At 67.4% G+C, this 15,932-nt stretch carries 16 protein-coding genes; 5 read left to right on the plus strand and 11 right to left on the minus strand.

Translation table 11 applies throughout. The features are described from left to right. Nucleotides 1-9: 9 nt before the first annotated feature. A complete protein-coding gene (dxs, locus tag BHK69_RS11885; protein ID WP_069690284.1) occupies nt 10-1,923 on the minus strand; it encodes a 1-deoxy-D-xylulose-5-phosphate synthase in 1,914 nt (637 codons plus the stop codon). A gap of 168 nt (nt 1,924-2,091) precedes the next feature. Here dxs and BHK69_RS11890 point away from each other — a divergent pair, with 168 nt between their 5' ends. The 3 genes from BHK69_RS11890 to BHK69_RS11900 all read left to right on the plus strand — a co-directional run bounded on the left by BHK69_RS11890 (nt 2,092) and on the right by BHK69_RS11900 (nt 6,672). Then, on the plus strand, nt 2,092-3,741 hold the full coding sequence (locus BHK69_RS11890; protein ID WP_083269272.1) for an ABC transporter substrate-binding protein: 1,650 nt from the start codon (nt 2,092-2,094) through the stop codon (nt 3,739-3,741). A gap of 4 nt (nt 3,742-3,745) precedes the next feature. Beyond that, entirely contained in the window at nt 3,746-5,158 is a 1,413-nt protein-coding gene (locus tag BHK69_RS11895; RefSeq protein ID WP_069690285.1) for an amidase, read from the plus strand. Between the two features lie 290 nt (nt 5,159-5,448). After that, a complete protein-coding gene (locus tag BHK69_RS11900; protein ID WP_069690286.1) occupies nt 5,449-6,672 on the plus strand; it encodes an MFS transporter in 1,224 nt (407 codons plus the stop codon). A 60-nt stretch (nt 6,673-6,732) separates the two neighbouring features. On the opposite strand, the gene BHK69_RS11905 is transcribed toward BHK69_RS11900, so the two are convergent. The 5 genes from BHK69_RS11905 to BHK69_RS11925 form a co-directional block, all read right to left on the minus strand. Then, nucleotides 6,733-7,041, minus strand: a complete 309-nt coding sequence (locus BHK69_RS11905; protein WP_148663384.1) for an addiction module antidote protein — start codon at nt 7,039-7,041, stop codon at nt 6,733-6,735. Further along, nucleotides 7,025-7,330 (minus strand): type II toxin-antitoxin system RelE/ParE family toxin, encoded by a 306-nt coding sequence (locus tag BHK69_RS31365; RefSeq protein WP_083269273.1) that lies wholly within the window; start codon nt 7,328-7,330, stop codon nt 7,025-7,027. The genes BHK69_RS11905 and BHK69_RS31365 overlap by 17 nt, the downstream gene beginning before the upstream one ends. Nucleotides 7,331-7,397: 67 nt before the next feature. Continuing rightward, complete coding sequence (locus tag BHK69_RS11915) at nt 7,398-8,300, minus strand: DMT family transporter (protein ID WP_069690288.1); 903 nt, start codon at nt 8,298-8,300, stop codon at nt 7,398-7,400. A 46-nt stretch (nt 8,301-8,346) separates the two neighbouring features. Then, nucleotides 8,347-9,267, minus strand: a complete 921-nt coding sequence (locus tag BHK69_RS11920; protein ID WP_069690289.1) for a pirin family protein — start codon at nt 9,265-9,267, stop codon at nt 8,347-8,349. Between the two features lie 83 nt (nt 9,268-9,350). Beyond that, the gene (locus BHK69_RS11925) at nt 9,351-9,911 is read right to left on the minus strand and encodes an NAD(P)H-dependent oxidoreductase (protein ID WP_069690290.1); all 561 of its coding nucleotides are present in this window, start codon (nt 9,909-9,911) and stop codon (nt 9,351-9,353) included. Nucleotides 9,912-9,996: 85 nt separating this feature from the next. Between BHK69_RS11925 and BHK69_RS11930 the strand changes: the two genes are divergently transcribed. Then, on the plus strand, nt 9,997-10,917 hold the full coding sequence (locus BHK69_RS11930) for a LysR family transcriptional regulator (protein ID WP_069690291.1): 921 nt from the start codon (nt 9,997-9,999) through the stop codon (nt 10,915-10,917). 151 nt (nt 10,918-11,068) lie between these two features. Then, nucleotides 11,069-12,115, plus strand: a complete 1,047-nt coding sequence (locus BHK69_RS11935; RefSeq protein WP_069690292.1) for an IS110 family RNA-guided transposase — start codon at nt 11,069-11,071, stop codon at nt 12,113-12,115. A gap of 369 nt (nt 12,116-12,484) precedes the next feature. On the opposite strand, the gene BHK69_RS11940 is transcribed toward BHK69_RS11935, so the two are convergent. The 5 genes from BHK69_RS11940 to BHK69_RS11960 all read right to left on the minus strand — a co-directional run bounded on the left by BHK69_RS11940 (nt 12,485) and on the right by BHK69_RS11960 (nt 15,797). Next, nucleotides 12,485-13,072, minus strand: coding sequence for a hypothetical protein (locus BHK69_RS11940; protein ID WP_148663385.1), 588 nt, complete (start codon nt 13,070-13,072; stop codon nt 12,485-12,487). 20 nt (nt 13,073-13,092) lie between these two features. Then, nucleotides 13,093-14,319, minus strand: coding sequence for a YcxB family protein (locus BHK69_RS11945; RefSeq protein ID WP_069690294.1), 1,227 nt, complete (start codon nt 14,317-14,319; stop codon nt 13,093-13,095). A 19-nt stretch (nt 14,320-14,338) separates the two neighbouring features. Next, nucleotides 14,339-14,611, minus strand: a complete 273-nt coding sequence (locus BHK69_RS11950) for an exodeoxyribonuclease VII small subunit (RefSeq protein ID WP_069690295.1) — start codon at nt 14,609-14,611, stop codon at nt 14,339-14,341. A 48-nt stretch (nt 14,612-14,659) separates the two neighbouring features. After that, nucleotides 14,660-15,124, minus strand: coding sequence for an Lrp/AsnC family transcriptional regulator (locus tag BHK69_RS11955; protein WP_069690296.1), 465 nt, complete (start codon nt 15,122-15,124; stop codon nt 14,660-14,662). A 160-nt stretch (nt 15,125-15,284) separates the two neighbouring features. Next, nucleotides 15,285-15,797, minus strand: a complete 513-nt coding sequence (locus tag BHK69_RS11960) for a tyrosine phosphatase family protein (protein WP_069690297.1) — start codon at nt 15,795-15,797, stop codon at nt 15,285-15,287. Between the last annotated feature and the right edge of the window lie 135 nt (nt 15,798-15,932).

The raw sequence follows: 15,932 nt of genomic DNA on the forward strand, positions 1-15,932 counted from the left end.
GAAACGCGCTCAGGCCCGCTTGATCGCGCTCGGGACGCCGAGGGCGCCTTCGACGGTGCGCACGATGCCCGCGGCGTCGAGCCCGGCCTGGGCGTACATCGCCTCGGGCTTGTCCTGGTCCTGGAAGATGTCGGGCAGGGTCAGGGTCCGGACCTTGAGCCCGCCATCGAGCATGCCGCTGCGCGCCAAGAGATGCAGCACATGGCTGCCGAAGCCGCCGATCGAGCCTTCCTCGACCGTGACCAGGATCTCGTGCTCGCGGGCGAGCCGCAGGATCAGCGCCTCGTCGAGCGGTTTTGCGAAGCGCGCATCGACGACGCTGGTCGAAAGCCCGCGCTGGCCGAGCTGCTCGGCCGCCATCAGGCATTCCGCCAGCCTTGTGCCGAGCGAGAGCAGCGCGACGCGCGTACCCTCGCGCACCACGCGGCCGCGGCCGATCTCCAGGGGTACGCCGATCTGCGGGATCTCGACGCCGACGCCTTCGCCGCGCGGATAGCGCAGGGCGATCGGCCCTTCGTCGAAGGCCGCTGCCGTGGCGACCATATGGGTCAGTTCGGCCTCGTCTGCGGCCGCCATCACCACCATGTCGGGCAGGCAGGCGAGATAGGCGATGTCGAAAGCGCCCGCATGGGTGGCACCGTCCGCGCCGACGAGCCCGGCGCGGTCGAGCGCGAAGCGAACCGGCAGCTTCTGGATCGCGACGTCATGCACGACCTGATCATAGGCGCGCTGCAGGAAGGTCGAATAGATCGCGCAGAACGGCTTGTAGCCTTCCGTGGCGAGCCCGGCTGCGAAGGTGACCGCATGCTGCTCGGCGATGCCGACATCGAAGGTCCGGCCGGGGAATTCCTTGCCGAAGGCGTCGAGCCCGGTGCCCGACGGCATGGCGGCGGTCACGGCGACGATCTTGTCGTCCTCGCGCGCGGCCTTGATCAGTGCGTTGCCGAAGACGGAGGTGTAGCTCGGCGCATTGGCCGGGGCCTTGGCCTGCTGGCCCGTGACCGGATCGAACTTGACCACTGCATGATACTTGTCGGGCGTGGCCTCGGCCGGGGCATAACCCTTGCCCTTCTGCGTCACGACATGGACGAGGATCGGGCCGTTGCCGGCGTCGCGCACATTGCGCAGCACCGGCAGGAGATGGTCGAGATTATGCCCGTCGATCGGCCCGACATAGTAGAAGCCGAGTTCCTCGAACAGCGTGCCGCCGGTCCAGAACCCGCGCGCATATTCTTCCGTGCGCTTGGCCTTGTCGTGGAAGAAGCGCGGCAGCCGCTCGGCCAGATGCTTGGCGACCTCGCGCAGCGAGCGATAGGTCCGGCCCGAGACGAGCCTGGCGAGATAGGCCGACATCGCCCCCACTGGCGGGGCTATCGACATGTCGTTGTCGTTCAGGATGACGACGAGGCGCGAGCCGAGCGCACCGGCATTGTTCATCGCCTCATAGGCCATGCCGGCCGACATCGCGCCGTCGCCGATCACGGCGATGACATTGTTGGGCTTGCCCGAAAGATCGCGCGCCACCGCCATGCCGAGCCCGGCCGAGATCGAGGTCGAGGAATGCGCCGCGCCGAAGGGATCGTATTCGCTCTCGGAGCGCTTGGTGAAGCCGGACAGGCCACCGGGCTGGCGCAGCGTGCGGATGCGCTCGCGCCGGCCGGTCAGGATCTTGTGCGGATAGGCCTGGTGGCCGACATCCCAGATCAGCCGGTCATCGGGCGTATTGAAGACGTGATGCAGCGCGACCGTGAGCTCGACCACGCCGAGCCCCGCGCCGAGATGGCCGCCGGTGACGGAGACCGCGTCGATCGTCTCCAGCCGCAATTCATCGGCGAGCTGGCGCAATTCGCTCTCGGAGAGCTTGCGCAGATCCTGAGGCGTCTGAACGCGGTCGAGCAACGGGGTGAAGGGGCGCTTGGTCACGGGTCTCGGTCTATCGCATCGGCATGGATCGACACAAGGGCGTCGGGGCGCGGCAGATATGCACTTGCGGAGGTTGGTACCCGGGCCTTGCCCGAATGCCGCTGGCCTGCAAATTGCGATAACTGGGTTCGAACTTGCCCTGCGAGAGCCGCCACTCAAGGAGACGACATGCCGGAAAGCCGTTTTCGTTGGTCATCGATCGCAGCCTTCACCCGTTGGAAACCGGCCTTGCGCGGCGCGCTCGCCGGCATCGGCTGCGCTCTGCTCGTTGCGCAAGCGGCCACGGCCCAGACTTTGCGCATCGCGATGACCGCCTCGGACATCCCGACCACGACCGGCATGCCCAATAACGGCTTCGAGGGCATGCGCTTCCTCGGCTATCCGGTCTTCGAGAGCCTGGTGCTCTGGGACCTGACCACGACGGATCGGCTGGCGCCGCTGCGCCCGGGCCTGGCCGAGCGTTGGGAGCAGTCGCCCGACGACCCCAAGACCTGGATCTTCCATCTGCGCCGCGGCGTGACCTTCCATGACGGCACTGCCTTCGACGCCGATGCGGTGATCTGGAACCTGGAGCGCTATTTCAACAAGGACGTCCCGCAATTCGAGCCGCCGGCGGCTGGCATCGTGCGGGCGCGCGCGCCGATCACGACGGGCTACCGCAAGCTCGACGCCATGACGGTGGCGATCACCACCGCGAGCCCGGCCTCCTATTATCCCTATATGGCGGCGCTGATCCTGCTCTCTTCGCCGGCCTCCTTCGAAAAGGCGGGGCGCGACTGGGCCAAGGTCGGGCTGGTCGGGTCGGCCGGAACCGGGCCTTTCCGGATCGGCAGCGTCGCTCCGCGTGAGCGGGTCGAGCTGATCCGCAATGACGGCTACTGGGATACGGCCAAGAAGGCCAAGCTCGAGAGGGTCGTGCTGCAGCCGATCCCGGAGGCGAATGCGCGGCTCGCCGCCTTGCGCACCGGCCAGGTCGACTGGATCGAGGTTCCGCCCGCCGACGGCATCCCCTCGCTGAAGCAGGCCGGCTTCTCGATCGTCACTGGCTCCTACCCGCATGTCTGGCCGTGGTTCTACAGCATCGGCGCGACCAACAGCCCCTTCAAGGACGTCAAGGTCCGCCAGGCGCTGAACTACTGCATCGACCGCGCCGGCATCGTCGAATTGCTCAACGGCACGGCCGAGCCGGCGGTCGGCTGGCTCAAGGCGAGCGATCCCGATTTCGGCAAGCCGGTGAACCGCTACGGCTTCGACCCCGCTAAGGGCAAGGCCCTGCTGGCGCAGGCCGGCTACAGCGCGCAGAAGCCGCTCTCCTTCAAGGTGATGATCTCGACCTCGGGCTCCGGCCAGATGTCGCCGCTGCCGATGAACGAGTTCCTGCAGGCCAATCTCAAGGAGGCCTGCGGCGTCAATGTCGAGTTCGTCGTCTCGGAATGGCAGGTGCTGCTGAACAATATGCGCGCCTTGCCGGACGCGCCCGCGCTGAACGGTTCGCTGAGCCTGAACATCAGCTCGCCCTCATCGGATGTCGCGGTGATGGCGCGCTATTTCGCGGCCGCCGGCGCGCCGCCCAACGGCTTCAACTTCGCGCAGTGGAAGGACGACGTCTTCGAGGCGGCCTTCGCGAAGCTGGCCGCCACGAACGATCCGAAGGTGGTCGCGGAGCAGACCGCCATCGCCCATGAGCGGCTCGTCGATAATCCGCCCTGGCTTTATATCGTCCATGATCTCAACCCGCGCGCGATGTCGGGCAAGGTCAAGGGCTTCGTCTCGCCGCAATCCTGGTTCGTCGACCTGACCCTCGTGAGCATGCAGTGATCCCATGAACGACGTCTCGCGCCACCTCACCGACCTCGCCTTCCTGCCGGCCCATGTGCTGGCCCGCGAGATCGCCGCCAAAAGATTGTCGCCCGTCGATGTCGTCGATGCGTTCCTGAAGCGCATCGACAGATTCGAGCCGAAACTTCAGTCCTTCGTCGCCGTCTACGGCATGGACGCCAGGCTTGCGGCCGAGGGCGCCGACAAGGCGATCCGCTCCGGCCATGCCGTCGGCCCGCTCCATGGCGTGCCGGTGGCGCTGAAGGATCTGATCGAGCTGGAGGGCCGCATCACCACCGGCGGCTCGGCGAATTGGCGCACGCGCCGCTCGACCGTGACCGCGACGATCGCCAGGCGTATGATCGCGCAGGGCATGATCGTGCTCGGCAAGACCCATACCGTCGAGTTCGCCTTCGGCGGCTGGGGCACGAACCAGCATATGGGCACGCCCTGGAACCCCTGGGACCCCGAGCATGCGCGCACGCCCGGCGGCTCCAGCAACGGCTCGGGCGTGGCGGTGGCGGCGCGCCTCGCGCCCTGGGCGATCGGCACCGACACCGGCGGCTCGGTCCGCCTGCCAGCCGCCTTCTGCGGCTTGACCGGTCTCAAGCTCACCATCGGTCGGGCCTCGACCTATGGCATCCTGCCGCTCTCGACCTCGCTCGACACGCCGGGTCCGATGGCGCGCGATGTCGAGGATGTGGCGCTGCTCTACAATGTGCTGCAGGGGCCCGATCCGCTCGATCCCAATACGCGCGGCATCCTGCCCGTCGATCCGCTGCCGACGCTGAAGCGCGGCGTGCGGGGCCTGCGGCTCGGGCGGATGCCGGCCTCCGAACGCGCGGGCTGCGCGGAGGAGGTGCTGGCGGCCTATGACCGCTCGCTCGAGACGCTGGCCGGGCTCGGCGCCGAGATCGTCGATGTCGTGCTGCCCTTCACCTTCAGCGATTTCACCAGGGCGCAGGCGATCCTGGAGGCGGAGGCGTATTTCAACGACGGCGCGATGGCGGACGACGCCGGCGTGGTGATGGACGATGTCGTCAGGGCCCGCGTGCTCGTCGGGGCCAGGGTCTCGGCCCAGGACTATCTTGCGACCAAGCGCCAGCAGGTCGAGTGCAAGGCCCTGATGGCGGCGGCGATGGCGGGCGTCGACGCGCTGCTGACGCCGAGCACGGCGATGGCGGCGATCAGGCTCGACGAGGTCGACCAGGACCTGATGCCCTCGCGTTTCACCCGCTTCGGCAATTTCATGGAGATGTGTGCACTCTCGCTGCCCAACGGCTTCACCACTGGCGGCCTGCCGCTCTCCTTGCAGATCTGCTGCGCGGGCTATGAGGAGGCGATGGCGCTGCGCATCGGCTACGCGCTGCAGCAGGCGACGGACTACCACAAGCGCGTGCCGGCGATGGTGGCGTAGGAGGCGCAAACCTCTCCGTCATTCCGGGGCAGGCTGATTATCCGCGGAACCGCGCCGTCATCCCGGACAAGCTGCGAAGCAGCGCCGATCCGGGATCCATCGGAGGGCCAATCCTTTGACGGGCTTGGCTCTACGATGGATCCCGGATCTTCGCTTCGCTACGTCCGGGATGACGGCGCGTTTCTGAGCCACGACAATATCCTCTGGTAAGGCAAAGACGACAGGAAACGGGTGGGTTCGTCCCCGGCGATGGGCGAGTTTGCGGTCTCCCGCAAGCAGGAAACGCCCCCATGTCGTCGCCCGTCCCGATCGCTCTTCTCCTCGCCGGCGTCTCCTCGCAATTCGCCGACAAGCTGGCGCTCGACACGATTTCGCTGGCCGCGACGCAAGGTGGGGCGAGCCCGCGCCTGGTCGGTCTGCTGGTGGCGGCGCAATCGGCGGCCTGGTTGCTGGTCTCGCTGCCGGCCGGCGTCTTCGCCGACCGGATCGCGCCGCGGAGCCTTGTCATGCTCGGCGGCGGGCTGATGCTGGCGGGCTCGCTGATGGGGGCAGGGCTGCTGGCGCTGGGCCTGGTCGGATGGCCCCTGGGCCTCTCGACCTTCATCGCGGCTTCGGGGCCGGTGGTGATCGCGCTGTCGATCTTCGTGCTGCTGCCGCGCATGGTCGCGGTGTCGACATTGCCGAGCGCCAATGGCCGGCTCGAGCTCGGCCGCGCCTGCTTCAGCCTGGCCGCCCCGCTGATCGCCGGCTGGGCGGTGGCGCGTGGCATGGGTGCGCTCGGCCTTGTCCTATGCGCGCTGGCAGGCCTCGTCGTGCTCGTCGCCGCCACGCGCCTGCCGGGAAACCGTCCGCCCGCCCAGCCGCGTCAGCCGCTGCATCGCGCCATTGCCGAGGGCGGTGCTTTTGTAGCGCGCCATCCTTATCTGCGGCCGATCGCACTCTGCGCCATCGGCTGGAACATGGCCTTCTTCGCCTTCCTCGCGATCGTCACGCCTTATGCAGCCCGCGTCCTGCTGCTGGCGCCCGAGACGATCGGCCTTGCGTCCTCCGTCTATGGCGCGGGCCTGATCGTGGGCGCGCTCAGCGGCCCCATCTTGATCGCAAGACTGCCGACCGGCCTCTTGCTCGTCTTCGGTCCGGCTTCGTCATTATTCGGAGCAGGACTGCTCGCGCTTGCCCCGGCCTCGCTCGGCTGGCCGGCGCTGGCGCTCGCCTTCTTCCTGTTCGGCTTCGGGCCGATCCTCTGGTTCATCACCCAGACCAGCCTGCGCCAGGCGGTGACACCGCAGGGCCTGCTCGGCCGCGTCAGCGCCACGCTCACCACGGCGATGTACGGCATGCGGCCGGTCGGGGCGCTGGCGGGAGGTCTCGCTGGCGAATGGCTCGGACTGCAGATAGCGATGCTGCTGCCGGTCGGGCTTTTTGCGCTCTCGACGCTGGCGATCCTGGCGTCGCGGATGCCTGGGCTCAGGACCATGCCGGAGGGCGAAATGATGCCGATGGTCCGGGCATGAGAGGTTAGCACCCGGAGGGCCAGGGTCTGGGGCCAATCGCCGAACCGGCCCCGTCTCTCGTCACGCGGGATTGATACGTTCGACGCCGCTGAGCTTGAAGCCGAGCGCTTTCAGGACGACGAGCAAGGTGCTGAGTGTCGGATTTCCCTTGGGGCTGAGGGCCCGATACAGCGATTCGCGCGACATCCCGGCGTCGCTGGCCAGCTTCGACATGCCTTGTGCTCGCGCGACAATGCCGATCGCTTCTGCGATCTCGGCCGCGTCCCCTGTGGCAACGGCGTCTGCAATGAAGCCCTGCGCGACGATTGGATCGCCGACGAGTTCGGCAATGTCGAATGGCCTGGAGATATGGTCAGGATTTCCGCTCATGCTGCCATCCTTTCAGGTCGCCAATCGCTTTCTCGATATCCCTGGCTTGCGTAGCTTTGTCGCCGCCACCGAGGAGCAGGAGGAGGATGTCGCCGCGTTTCGCGTAGTAGACGCGATATCCCGGCCCATGATCGATCTTCAGTTCGCTGACGCCGTCGCGCAGGAAGCGTCCGTCGCCGGGGTTGCCTCGCTGCAGCCGAAGCAGGCGCGTCGCGATCCGACGCCGGGCTTCGGCATCACGTATACCAGCAAGCCACCGATCGAATGCCGGCAGAACCTCAATCTGCATAGTCGATATGTAGCCTGAAAGCTACAAATGTCAAACGATTATCGTGCTGGGATGGTGCATCGGTCGGTCATGAGCGGGCGGGGCGCGCCGCCAGCAGCACGCCAGCGACGATGATCGCGATCGAAACCCCTTCCGTCACCGCTGGAACCTCGCCAAGAAAGACGATGGCGAGGAGCGAGGCGGCGACCGGCACCAGCGCGATCATCGCAGCCGCTGCCGCGGAGCCCAGCAGGGCCACGCCGCGATTGAAGCTGATCAATGCGACGCTGCTCATCAGCACGCCCTGATAGAAGCCCTGGACCGCGATCTCGGCGGTCGGGGCCTGTCCGAGACGGCTGATGCCGAGGACGAGATAGACCGGCACGAAGATCACCGCCGACCAGAAGCAGATCAGCGCCGCCGACTGGATCGCGCTCAGGCCGCTGCGGCGCAGGAGCAGCGTGTAGCTGGCCCACATCGCCGCCGCGAGCGCGAGAAGGCCGAGCCCGAGCAGGCTTGGCGCGGCCTGCCCGCCATTCGCGGTCAGAACGAGGCCGCCAAGCCCAGCGGCAATGGCGGCATAGCCGGCGAGCCGGATCGTGCCGGGGCGCTCGCGCAGCAGCATCCAGCCCAGCAAGCCGGCGAAGACCGGCATCAATGTCGGCGTCACCGAGGCGGCGCGGGCGGCCGAGGTCATCTGCACGCCGAGTGCGACCAGAATCGCGAAGGGAGCGCCCCAGAGCAGCGCGAAGACGAAGCCATTGCGCCAGGCTCGGGGCGGCAAGCCGCGCAGCAGCACCGGCGCGAGCAGGAGCGCACCGATGCCGTAGCGCAGCGCGGTCAGGTCCCAGACGCTGAGGATGCGGGTGACGCTGAAGCGCGTGACGACGAACCAGCCCGAAAAGATCGAGACGCTGAGCCCGGCCCAGAGAAAGCCGCGCAGCATTGTCGAGCCCGGGTTGGGCGTGAGCAAATCCCGTTGCATAGGCATGGTGGCTTTCGAGGGGGGCGCGGGGTGGCTGCAGCCTGAGCTTCTCTCAGCCCTCCGGCAGCGGAATGAACTCGGTCTCGTCGCCGGGCACGGTGTCGAAGCGGCCGGCCTTCCACTCCGCCTTGGCCTGGTCGATGCGCTCCTTCGAGGAGGAGACGAAGTTCCACCAGATATGGCGCGGCCCATCCATCGGCTCGCCGCCGACGATCATCAGGCGGGTCTGGTCGACGGCGAGGATCGAGATGCGGTCGCCGGGCTTGAAGATCAGCAATTGGCCGGCGCCGAACTCGTCGCCGGCGATGTCGACCTTGCCCGTCACGATATAGATCGCGCGCTCGTCATAGTCGGGGTCGAGCGGCAGGATCGCGCCGGGCGAGAGCACGGCCTCGGCATAGAGCGCCTCCCAGGGGAATTTCACCGGCGAGGTCTGGCCATAGGCTGAACCCATGATCAGGCTGATGCGCTTTCCGCCCTCATTGAGGCGCGGCAGCTCGGGCGCGGCGTGATGGATGAACTCCGGCGCGTTCTCCTCATGCGTCTTGGGCAAGGCGAGCCAGGCCTGGATGCCGTAGAGGCGCGGGCCGCTGGCGCGCGCCTCGAGGCCGGTGCGCTCGGAATGGACGATGCCGCGCCCGGCCGTCATCAGATTGACGGCGCCGGGCTTGATGGCGAGCGCGGTGCCGAGTGAATCGCGATGCATGATCTCGCCGTCGAAGAGATAGGTCACCGTGGAGAGCCCGATATGTGGGTGCGGGCGCACGTCGAGCCCCTCGCCGAGATGGAACTCGGCCGGGCCCATCTGGTCGAAGAAGATGAAAGGGCCGACCATCTTGCGCCCGATCGAGGGCAGGGCCCGCCTGACCGAGAAGCCGCCGAGATCGCGTGCGCGCGGCACGATCACCTGCTCGATCGCCTGGCAGGAGCGGGCATCGCCCAGGACGGGATCTTCGTCAGGTAGCTGGGACATGAGCATGGCTCCTTGCTTCGCCTGAATCTGACGGGATTGATCGGCTCCGGCAAGAGCGCTCAGCGCTGGGCAGCCCGGCATGCTCAGGCGGCCTCGCCTCGTGACGCAGGGGCGGCAAGCCGCCCGAGCCGCGCGACATAGTGCTCGGCCGCTGCCTGCAGCGCCTCGTCGTCGGCCTTGTGCGCATTGTAGATCAGGAAGGGCTCGGCCCAGGCGAGGTCGCAGCGATGGGCGGTGGCCCTAAGCGGCTTCAGAAGGTCCCGCAGCGGGAATAGGTTGGCGCCGTCCGGCGCATAGGCTTGGCAGGTGTTGCCCGCGGTGGCGACGACTAGCAGCGGCTTGCCGGCGAGTTTCGCACCCTCCGTTTCATAGGCGATGTAGAACATCCGCGTCAGAACGGCGTCCTGCCAGGCCTTGAGTAGCGGAGGGGTCGCGTACCATTGCACCGGGAACTGGAAGACGATGCTGTCGGCTGCGATGAGGCGCGCGACCTCGACATCGGCGTCTACCCGGCCATCCGGATAAAGCGCCTCCATGTCGGCGATCTCGACATCCGGCAGCGGGCGGGCGGCCTCGACGAGCGCCCGGTTGGCGCGCGACTGCGCATAGCGGGGGTGGAACAGCAGGATCAGGGTCTTGGGCATGGCAATCTCCTTTGCGGTGACCGGAGAATGCTGCGCGCCAGAAAATCATTCCAATGGATGATTTGTATACAGTATCATCCATCCCATGAATTTGCGTGCCGTCGATCTCAACCTGCTCGTCATCCTCGACGCGCTGCTCGAAGAGGCTCATGTCTCGCGGGCGGCCGAGCGTCTCGGCCTGTCGCAGCCCGCGGCATCGAGCGCACTCGAGCGCTGCCGCCAGCTCTTCGGCGACAGGCTGCTGGAACGCGGCGCCGGGGGCATGGTGCTGACGCCGAAGGCCCAGGCGCTGGCGCAGCCGGTCAAGGATGTGCTGGCCGGCATGGCGGCGCTGTTGCGGCAGCAGGAGCCCGACCTGTCGACGATCCGGCAGACGGTGCGGATCGTCATGGCCGATCATCCCGCCGCGCTCATCGCGCAATCGCTGCACCGGCGGCTGGCCGCGACCGCACTAGGGATCACCATCGCCATCATGCCCTGGCATGGCGCAGGCGCTGCGCTCGAAGGACTGGCGCGGGGCACGATCGATCTCGCGGTCTCGGTCTTTCCCTCGGTCGAGGCCGATTTCACGCGCCAGGAATTGCTGCGCGAGACCTATCGCGTTGCGATGCGCAAGGGTCACCCGGCGGCTGTCGATTTCGATCTCGATCGCTGGCTGGCCTATCCGCATGTCCTGGTCTCGGGGCGCGGCGAGACCCATGGCGCGCTGGACGAAGCCCTGGCGCGGCTCGGCCGTAAGCGCCATGTCGGCATGGTCGTGCCAAGCTTCCTGATGGTGCCGCCGCTGCTCGCGGGCTCGGACATGATCGTGCTGCTGCCGAGCCGCTGCCTGCCACTCTCCGGCCGGGAAAGCCTCATCGCATTGCCGCCGCCGATCGCGGTCGAGGGCTTCCCGCTGCACATCGCCTGGCACAAGCGCCGCGCCCGCGATCCTGCGGTCCAGCATGTTGCGCGCTTGGTGGAGGAGCTGGTCGTCGGCCTGCCGACAGGGGCCGGCGCCGGTTAGATGGCTTTCCACGTAACCTGCCCCGTCATTGCGAGCGCAGCGAAGCAATCCAGAGGGCGTAGAGCGAGCCCTCCTGTTGGGGTGGACGGCCCCCGATCGGCATCTGTGTGCCAAGATGAGGTTGTCGAAACACCATCTGAGGAGGCCGTCCATGGATCAGGTTATACGCATTGGGTTGGATACGTCGAAGCGTCTTTTTCAACTGCACGGGGTCGACGCGGCGGAGCGAGTGGTGCTGAAGCGCAAGCTGAGCCGGTCGGCGATGGAGGCGTTCTTCGCCCGTCTTCCGCCGACGTTGGTGGTCCTGGAGGCGTGCGGGGCCTCGCATCACTGGGCCAGGGTGCTGACGGCGATGGGTCACGATGTGCGGCTGATCGCGCCGCAGCTCGCCAAGCCCTATGTGAAGCGTGGCAAGAACGACGCGGCCGATGCGGAGGCCTTGTGCGAGGCGGCCGGGCGGCCGAGCATGCGCTTCGTGCCGATGAAGAGCGCCGGGCAGCAGGCCGACCTGATGTTGGCCGGGATGCGGGAACGGCTGGGGCGGCGGCGGACGCAGCTCGCCAACACGATCCGGGGCTATGGGGCCGAGTTCGGCCATGTGGGAGCCAAAGGCGCCGCGCATGTGCGCCCGCTCCTGGAGACGGTGCAGGACGATCCGGAGATCCCGCCCCTGGCCCGAGAGATGTTCGCCGAGCTCGCCCTCGAACTCGCCGAGCTCGAAGAGCGCCTTTGTGCCATCGAGGTGCGGCTGAAGGCCTGGCATCTTGCGAACGAGGCCTCGCGCCGGCTGGCCGAGGTGCCGGGGATCGGCCCGATCATCGCCACCACGCTCGTGATGAAGACGCCCCATCCCGAAGCCTTCCGGTCGGGGCGGGATTTCGCGGCCTGGATCGGACTGACGCCGAAGGACCACTCGACCGCCGGCAAAACCCGCCTCGGCCGGATCACGCGGGCCGGCGACGAGACCTTGCGCAGCCTCCTCGTGGTCGGCGCGACGGCGGTCGTCTGGCAGGTGCGGCGCGGCAAGGCCCGGCGGCCGATGCCCTGGCTCACGAGCCTGCTCGCCCGCAAGCCACCCAAGCTCGCCGCGATCGCACTCGCCAACAAGCTCGCCCGCATCGCCTGGGCCCTCCTGGCGAGGGGCGGACGCTATCGCACGAGCGACGCGCGGCCAGAGGCCTGCCCGGCCGCTGCCTGACCGAGATCCCGGCGCGGACACCAACCTCCGCCGCGCCGGCGAGCCGAGCTTGCAAGACAAGGAGCAGATGGTGGGATCGGTCGATCCTCGACGAGGGCGATGCCGCGCAATCCAGTGGCCGTCACAGGTCGCTATCCTGTTTGGCTCCCTCGCCGCGGAAACCATCTTGGCCAGCGGAAACCCCGCACAAACAGGCCGGACACATGACCGCAAGCGACCAGACCAACCACAGCTTCCATCTTGCAAATAAGGGGCCGTCCACACATGGATTGCTTCGTCGCTCGCGCTCCTCGCAATGACGGCACAGGTTGTCTGGAAAACCATCTAGTCGGCACCGGGAGAGCGGAACGCGATCGAGGCGCCTCCGCCCTATCGCAGGGCGGCGGATCGCGTCTTGTCAGACCTCAGGCTCATCAGCATCTGCTGGCCGCCCTGATGGCGGATTTCGCCGGTTTCGCAGGTCTTGCAGATGGCCCCGAGATAAGTCCCGTCGATGACCGTCTCGGCGAAGAACCCGGATTTGTAGTTGTGCCGTGCATCGGTCTCGACGACGTACCAGTCGCGTTCGCCGATACGCCGGATGGCGAGGTCCTGGCGGATCTCGGCGTCCTTGCTGGTGCTCTTCAGCACGCTCTTCAGGCGGGCATAGCGGGTGAGCGGGGATTCGTAGAGGCTGGCGAGGCGGGCCGCGTCGTTTGCGCCCGCCACCGGTTTGGTGCGCAGCACGAAGGTGCAGGTCTCCTGCGTATGCTTGCAGGCCGGCGTTTCGCAGACGAGATGCACACGCCTGCGGCCGGTCGCGTCGAACGGGTTGTCGCCGGCCTCGTCCAGGCGCCAGCCCTCGGGGAGGGTGAGCTGGAGCCCGTCATCCATGCGCAGCACGCGCTCCTGCGCGCCAGCCTGCAGTGCGGAGAGGCTGAGGCCCGTGGCGACGACGGATGCGGCGAGAACCTTCATGACGCGTCCCTCCTGTCGCATCATGCCTGCTGAATGTGGTGGGAGCACAACGCTTCCAGGCGTTCGGCCTGCGCCGGATCCAGGGCGCGCCGCGGCACGATCAGCGTCGAGCCCCGGCTGATCCGCATTAGCCAATGCTCCGGCAGGCGCTCGAGGCCGATCACGCCCGGCCATTTGACAAAGGTGGTGGCGGCGCCTTTGACCGTGAGGATGCCGCTGTCGTCGACCACGAAGCGGTTCGGCGTCTTGCTCGTGCTCTTATTCAGCATGGCGCCCGAGTGGCCGGCGAACCAGCGCATCAGCGGTCTGTCGAAGGCAAGCCGCAGCGCCGCCAGCACGCCGAAGGCCAGCGCGGGTTTCCAGAAGAAGCTGGGGAACAGGTCCCAGAAGATCGGCAGGGCCAGCGAGACCGGCAGCCGCTCCGTATCGAGTGCCCAGGCCGCAATAGTGAGGACCGGCACCGCAAGGCTCGCCAGCAGCCAGTTGCGGACGATGCCCCATCGGCGCGCGCGGCGCAGCGCGGGCAGATCCTGATACCAGGCGACATGGGCGGCCCAGTCCCTCGGTTCCATGACGACCTCGAAGCTGAGGGCCTCCTGCGGCGGAGCAGGCGGCTCCGGCAGCACCTGCGGCGCGCCGATCCACTGTTCCAGCCAGCTGCGCAGGGTGTCGATCTGGCCGGCGGGAATGGCCCGCTTCGGCAGCGCGACCGTTTCCTCCTGCGACGGCAGCACGAAGAAGAGGTGATCGCGCCCCTCATCCAGCCTGGAGATGTGGCGCCACGGCGTGAAGCTCTCGCGCTGCGGCTCCCGCGTCGTCAGCCCGTCGGCTGCGATGACGTAGCGCAGCAGGATCGGCGTCTCGAAGCCGGCGGCGCGCAGGGCCTTTTGCATGAGCCGCCGCATCCGCCAGGGATGGATCAGCCACCACAGCACGACCCCCGCCGAGATGACGAGCAGCAGGTAGAAGGGCATGTCGCCGATGAAGATGGTCAGGAAATCGCCGAGCTGCGCCAAGCTCAACGGGCTGCGGGCGGGGCGCCAACCGGCGAAGGCACCGAGGATGGCGAAGAACCACAGGCTCGGCAGGCCGATGGTCAGCAGGCGCCGGCGGTTGGGCCGGATCAGCGGGGCGTTGGCGAGCAGGGAGGCTTCGGTGACGTCCGCCAATGTCAGCTGCGTCTCGAAGGCGAGAGGCAGCGTCAGCGCCGGCGCGGGCCTTGCCGCGATCTTTGGAACCCCGGTCATCCCCCGAAGCTGCCCGCGCTCAGTTTTCGACGTCGAGCGGCGCGGTCCCGGTCGGCTTGCCGTCGGCGCCCAGCGTGATCTTCTCGATGCGCGCCTCGGCCTGCTTCAATAGCGCGTCGCAGCGCGCCTTCAGGGCCTCGCCGCGCGTGTAGATGTCGATCGATTCCTCGAGCGGCACGTCGCCGCGCTCGAGCTTGGCGACGATCGCCTCGAGTTCCTTGAGCGCCGCTTCGAAGGGCAGGGCGGCGATGTCTGAGTTCTGCTTGGCTTCGGTCACTGGCGCGATTCCCATTTGACCAGAGCTTATCGGTCTCCAGGGCGCGTGCCGCAACCCCGGGCGTCACACCGGCAGCGCCGAACTCTTCTTGATGGTGCGCAGCGTCAGCGTCGATTGCACGCGGGTGACGCCCGGCAATTGCGTGATGATGTCGGTGTGGATGCGTTCGAAATCGGCGCTGTCGCGGTAGATCACGCGCATCAGATAATCATGCGCGCCGGCGAGCAGATGGCATTCCAGGATCTCGGGCAGGTTCTGCACCGCCTGCTCGAAGCCTTCGAGCGAAGCGCGGCCCTGCTGGTCGAGTGTGACGAAGACGAAGGCGGTGCCGGGAAAGCCCGCGATCTTGTCGTCGAGCAGCATCGCATAGCCACGGATCAGCCCGCTCTCCTCGAGCTGGCGGACCCGGCGCAGGCAGGCCGAGGGCGACAGATGCACCTTCTCGGCGAGGTCGGAATTGGTGATCCGCCCGTCCATCTGCAGGATGCGCAGGATGGAGCGGTCGCGGGAATCGAGTTCGATCGTCATGGCGCTGGCAAAACCCCTCTTGCCGGATGCATTGTCGCAAAATCCGGCGGGCGCAAGCAATATTCTGCGTCGGAACGGAAAAATCGCGACTTGTTCGACGCGAGCTACGCCGCAGCCCGCACGATGCTGCCGGGCCTGAAAGCCGGATTCCGCCCGCCTTTCAGGCCAAGGCGAGCTGAAACGGCGTGCCCTCGAAGGCATCTTCGCCCCGGCCGATCCGCTCGATCGCGGCGCTCATCCGGCCATGCCGGCCGAGCATCCCGTCGGCGATGGCGACGAGCCGCGCATTCGGGGTCGCCGAGGGCGAGGCGGTGCGCAAGGCGCTGGCGATCTCCTCCTCATTGCGCCCCGGCCCGAGAGCGCAGGCGGCGATGAAGGCTGCTGCCGTCGAGCGGCTGATGCCGGCCCAGCAATGGATCACCAGCGGCGCGGCGCGGTCCCATTCGCCGACGAAGCCCAGGAAGCGCTCGACATGCGCCTCGGCCGGTATGATGTGCCCGTCCATCGGCGCGACGATGTCGGACATGCCGAGGAAGAGATGGCGCTCCGGAGCGATGCCGGCGGGCCGCTCGACCACCGTGTTGACGTTGATCAGCGTCACCACATGGCTGGCGCGCACGGCGGCCACGGTCTCGTGGAGCCGCGACAGCGAGGAGACGTGCAAGGTCGGCATGCCGAAAATCCTGTCGGTCGCAAGAGCTGGATGATTTCAGATGAGATCACTGAGTGATCCCATCTGAAATCTGAATCCGTCTCTCATCCAAGAGTTAGAGCAGGATCAATGCGAAAAACCGGTTCCCACTTTTTC

This window comes from Bosea vaviloviae (assembly GCF_001741865.1).
In the GTDB taxonomy this organism is placed as follows: domain Bacteria; phylum Pseudomonadota; class Alphaproteobacteria; order Rhizobiales; family Beijerinckiaceae; genus Allobosea; species Allobosea vaviloviae.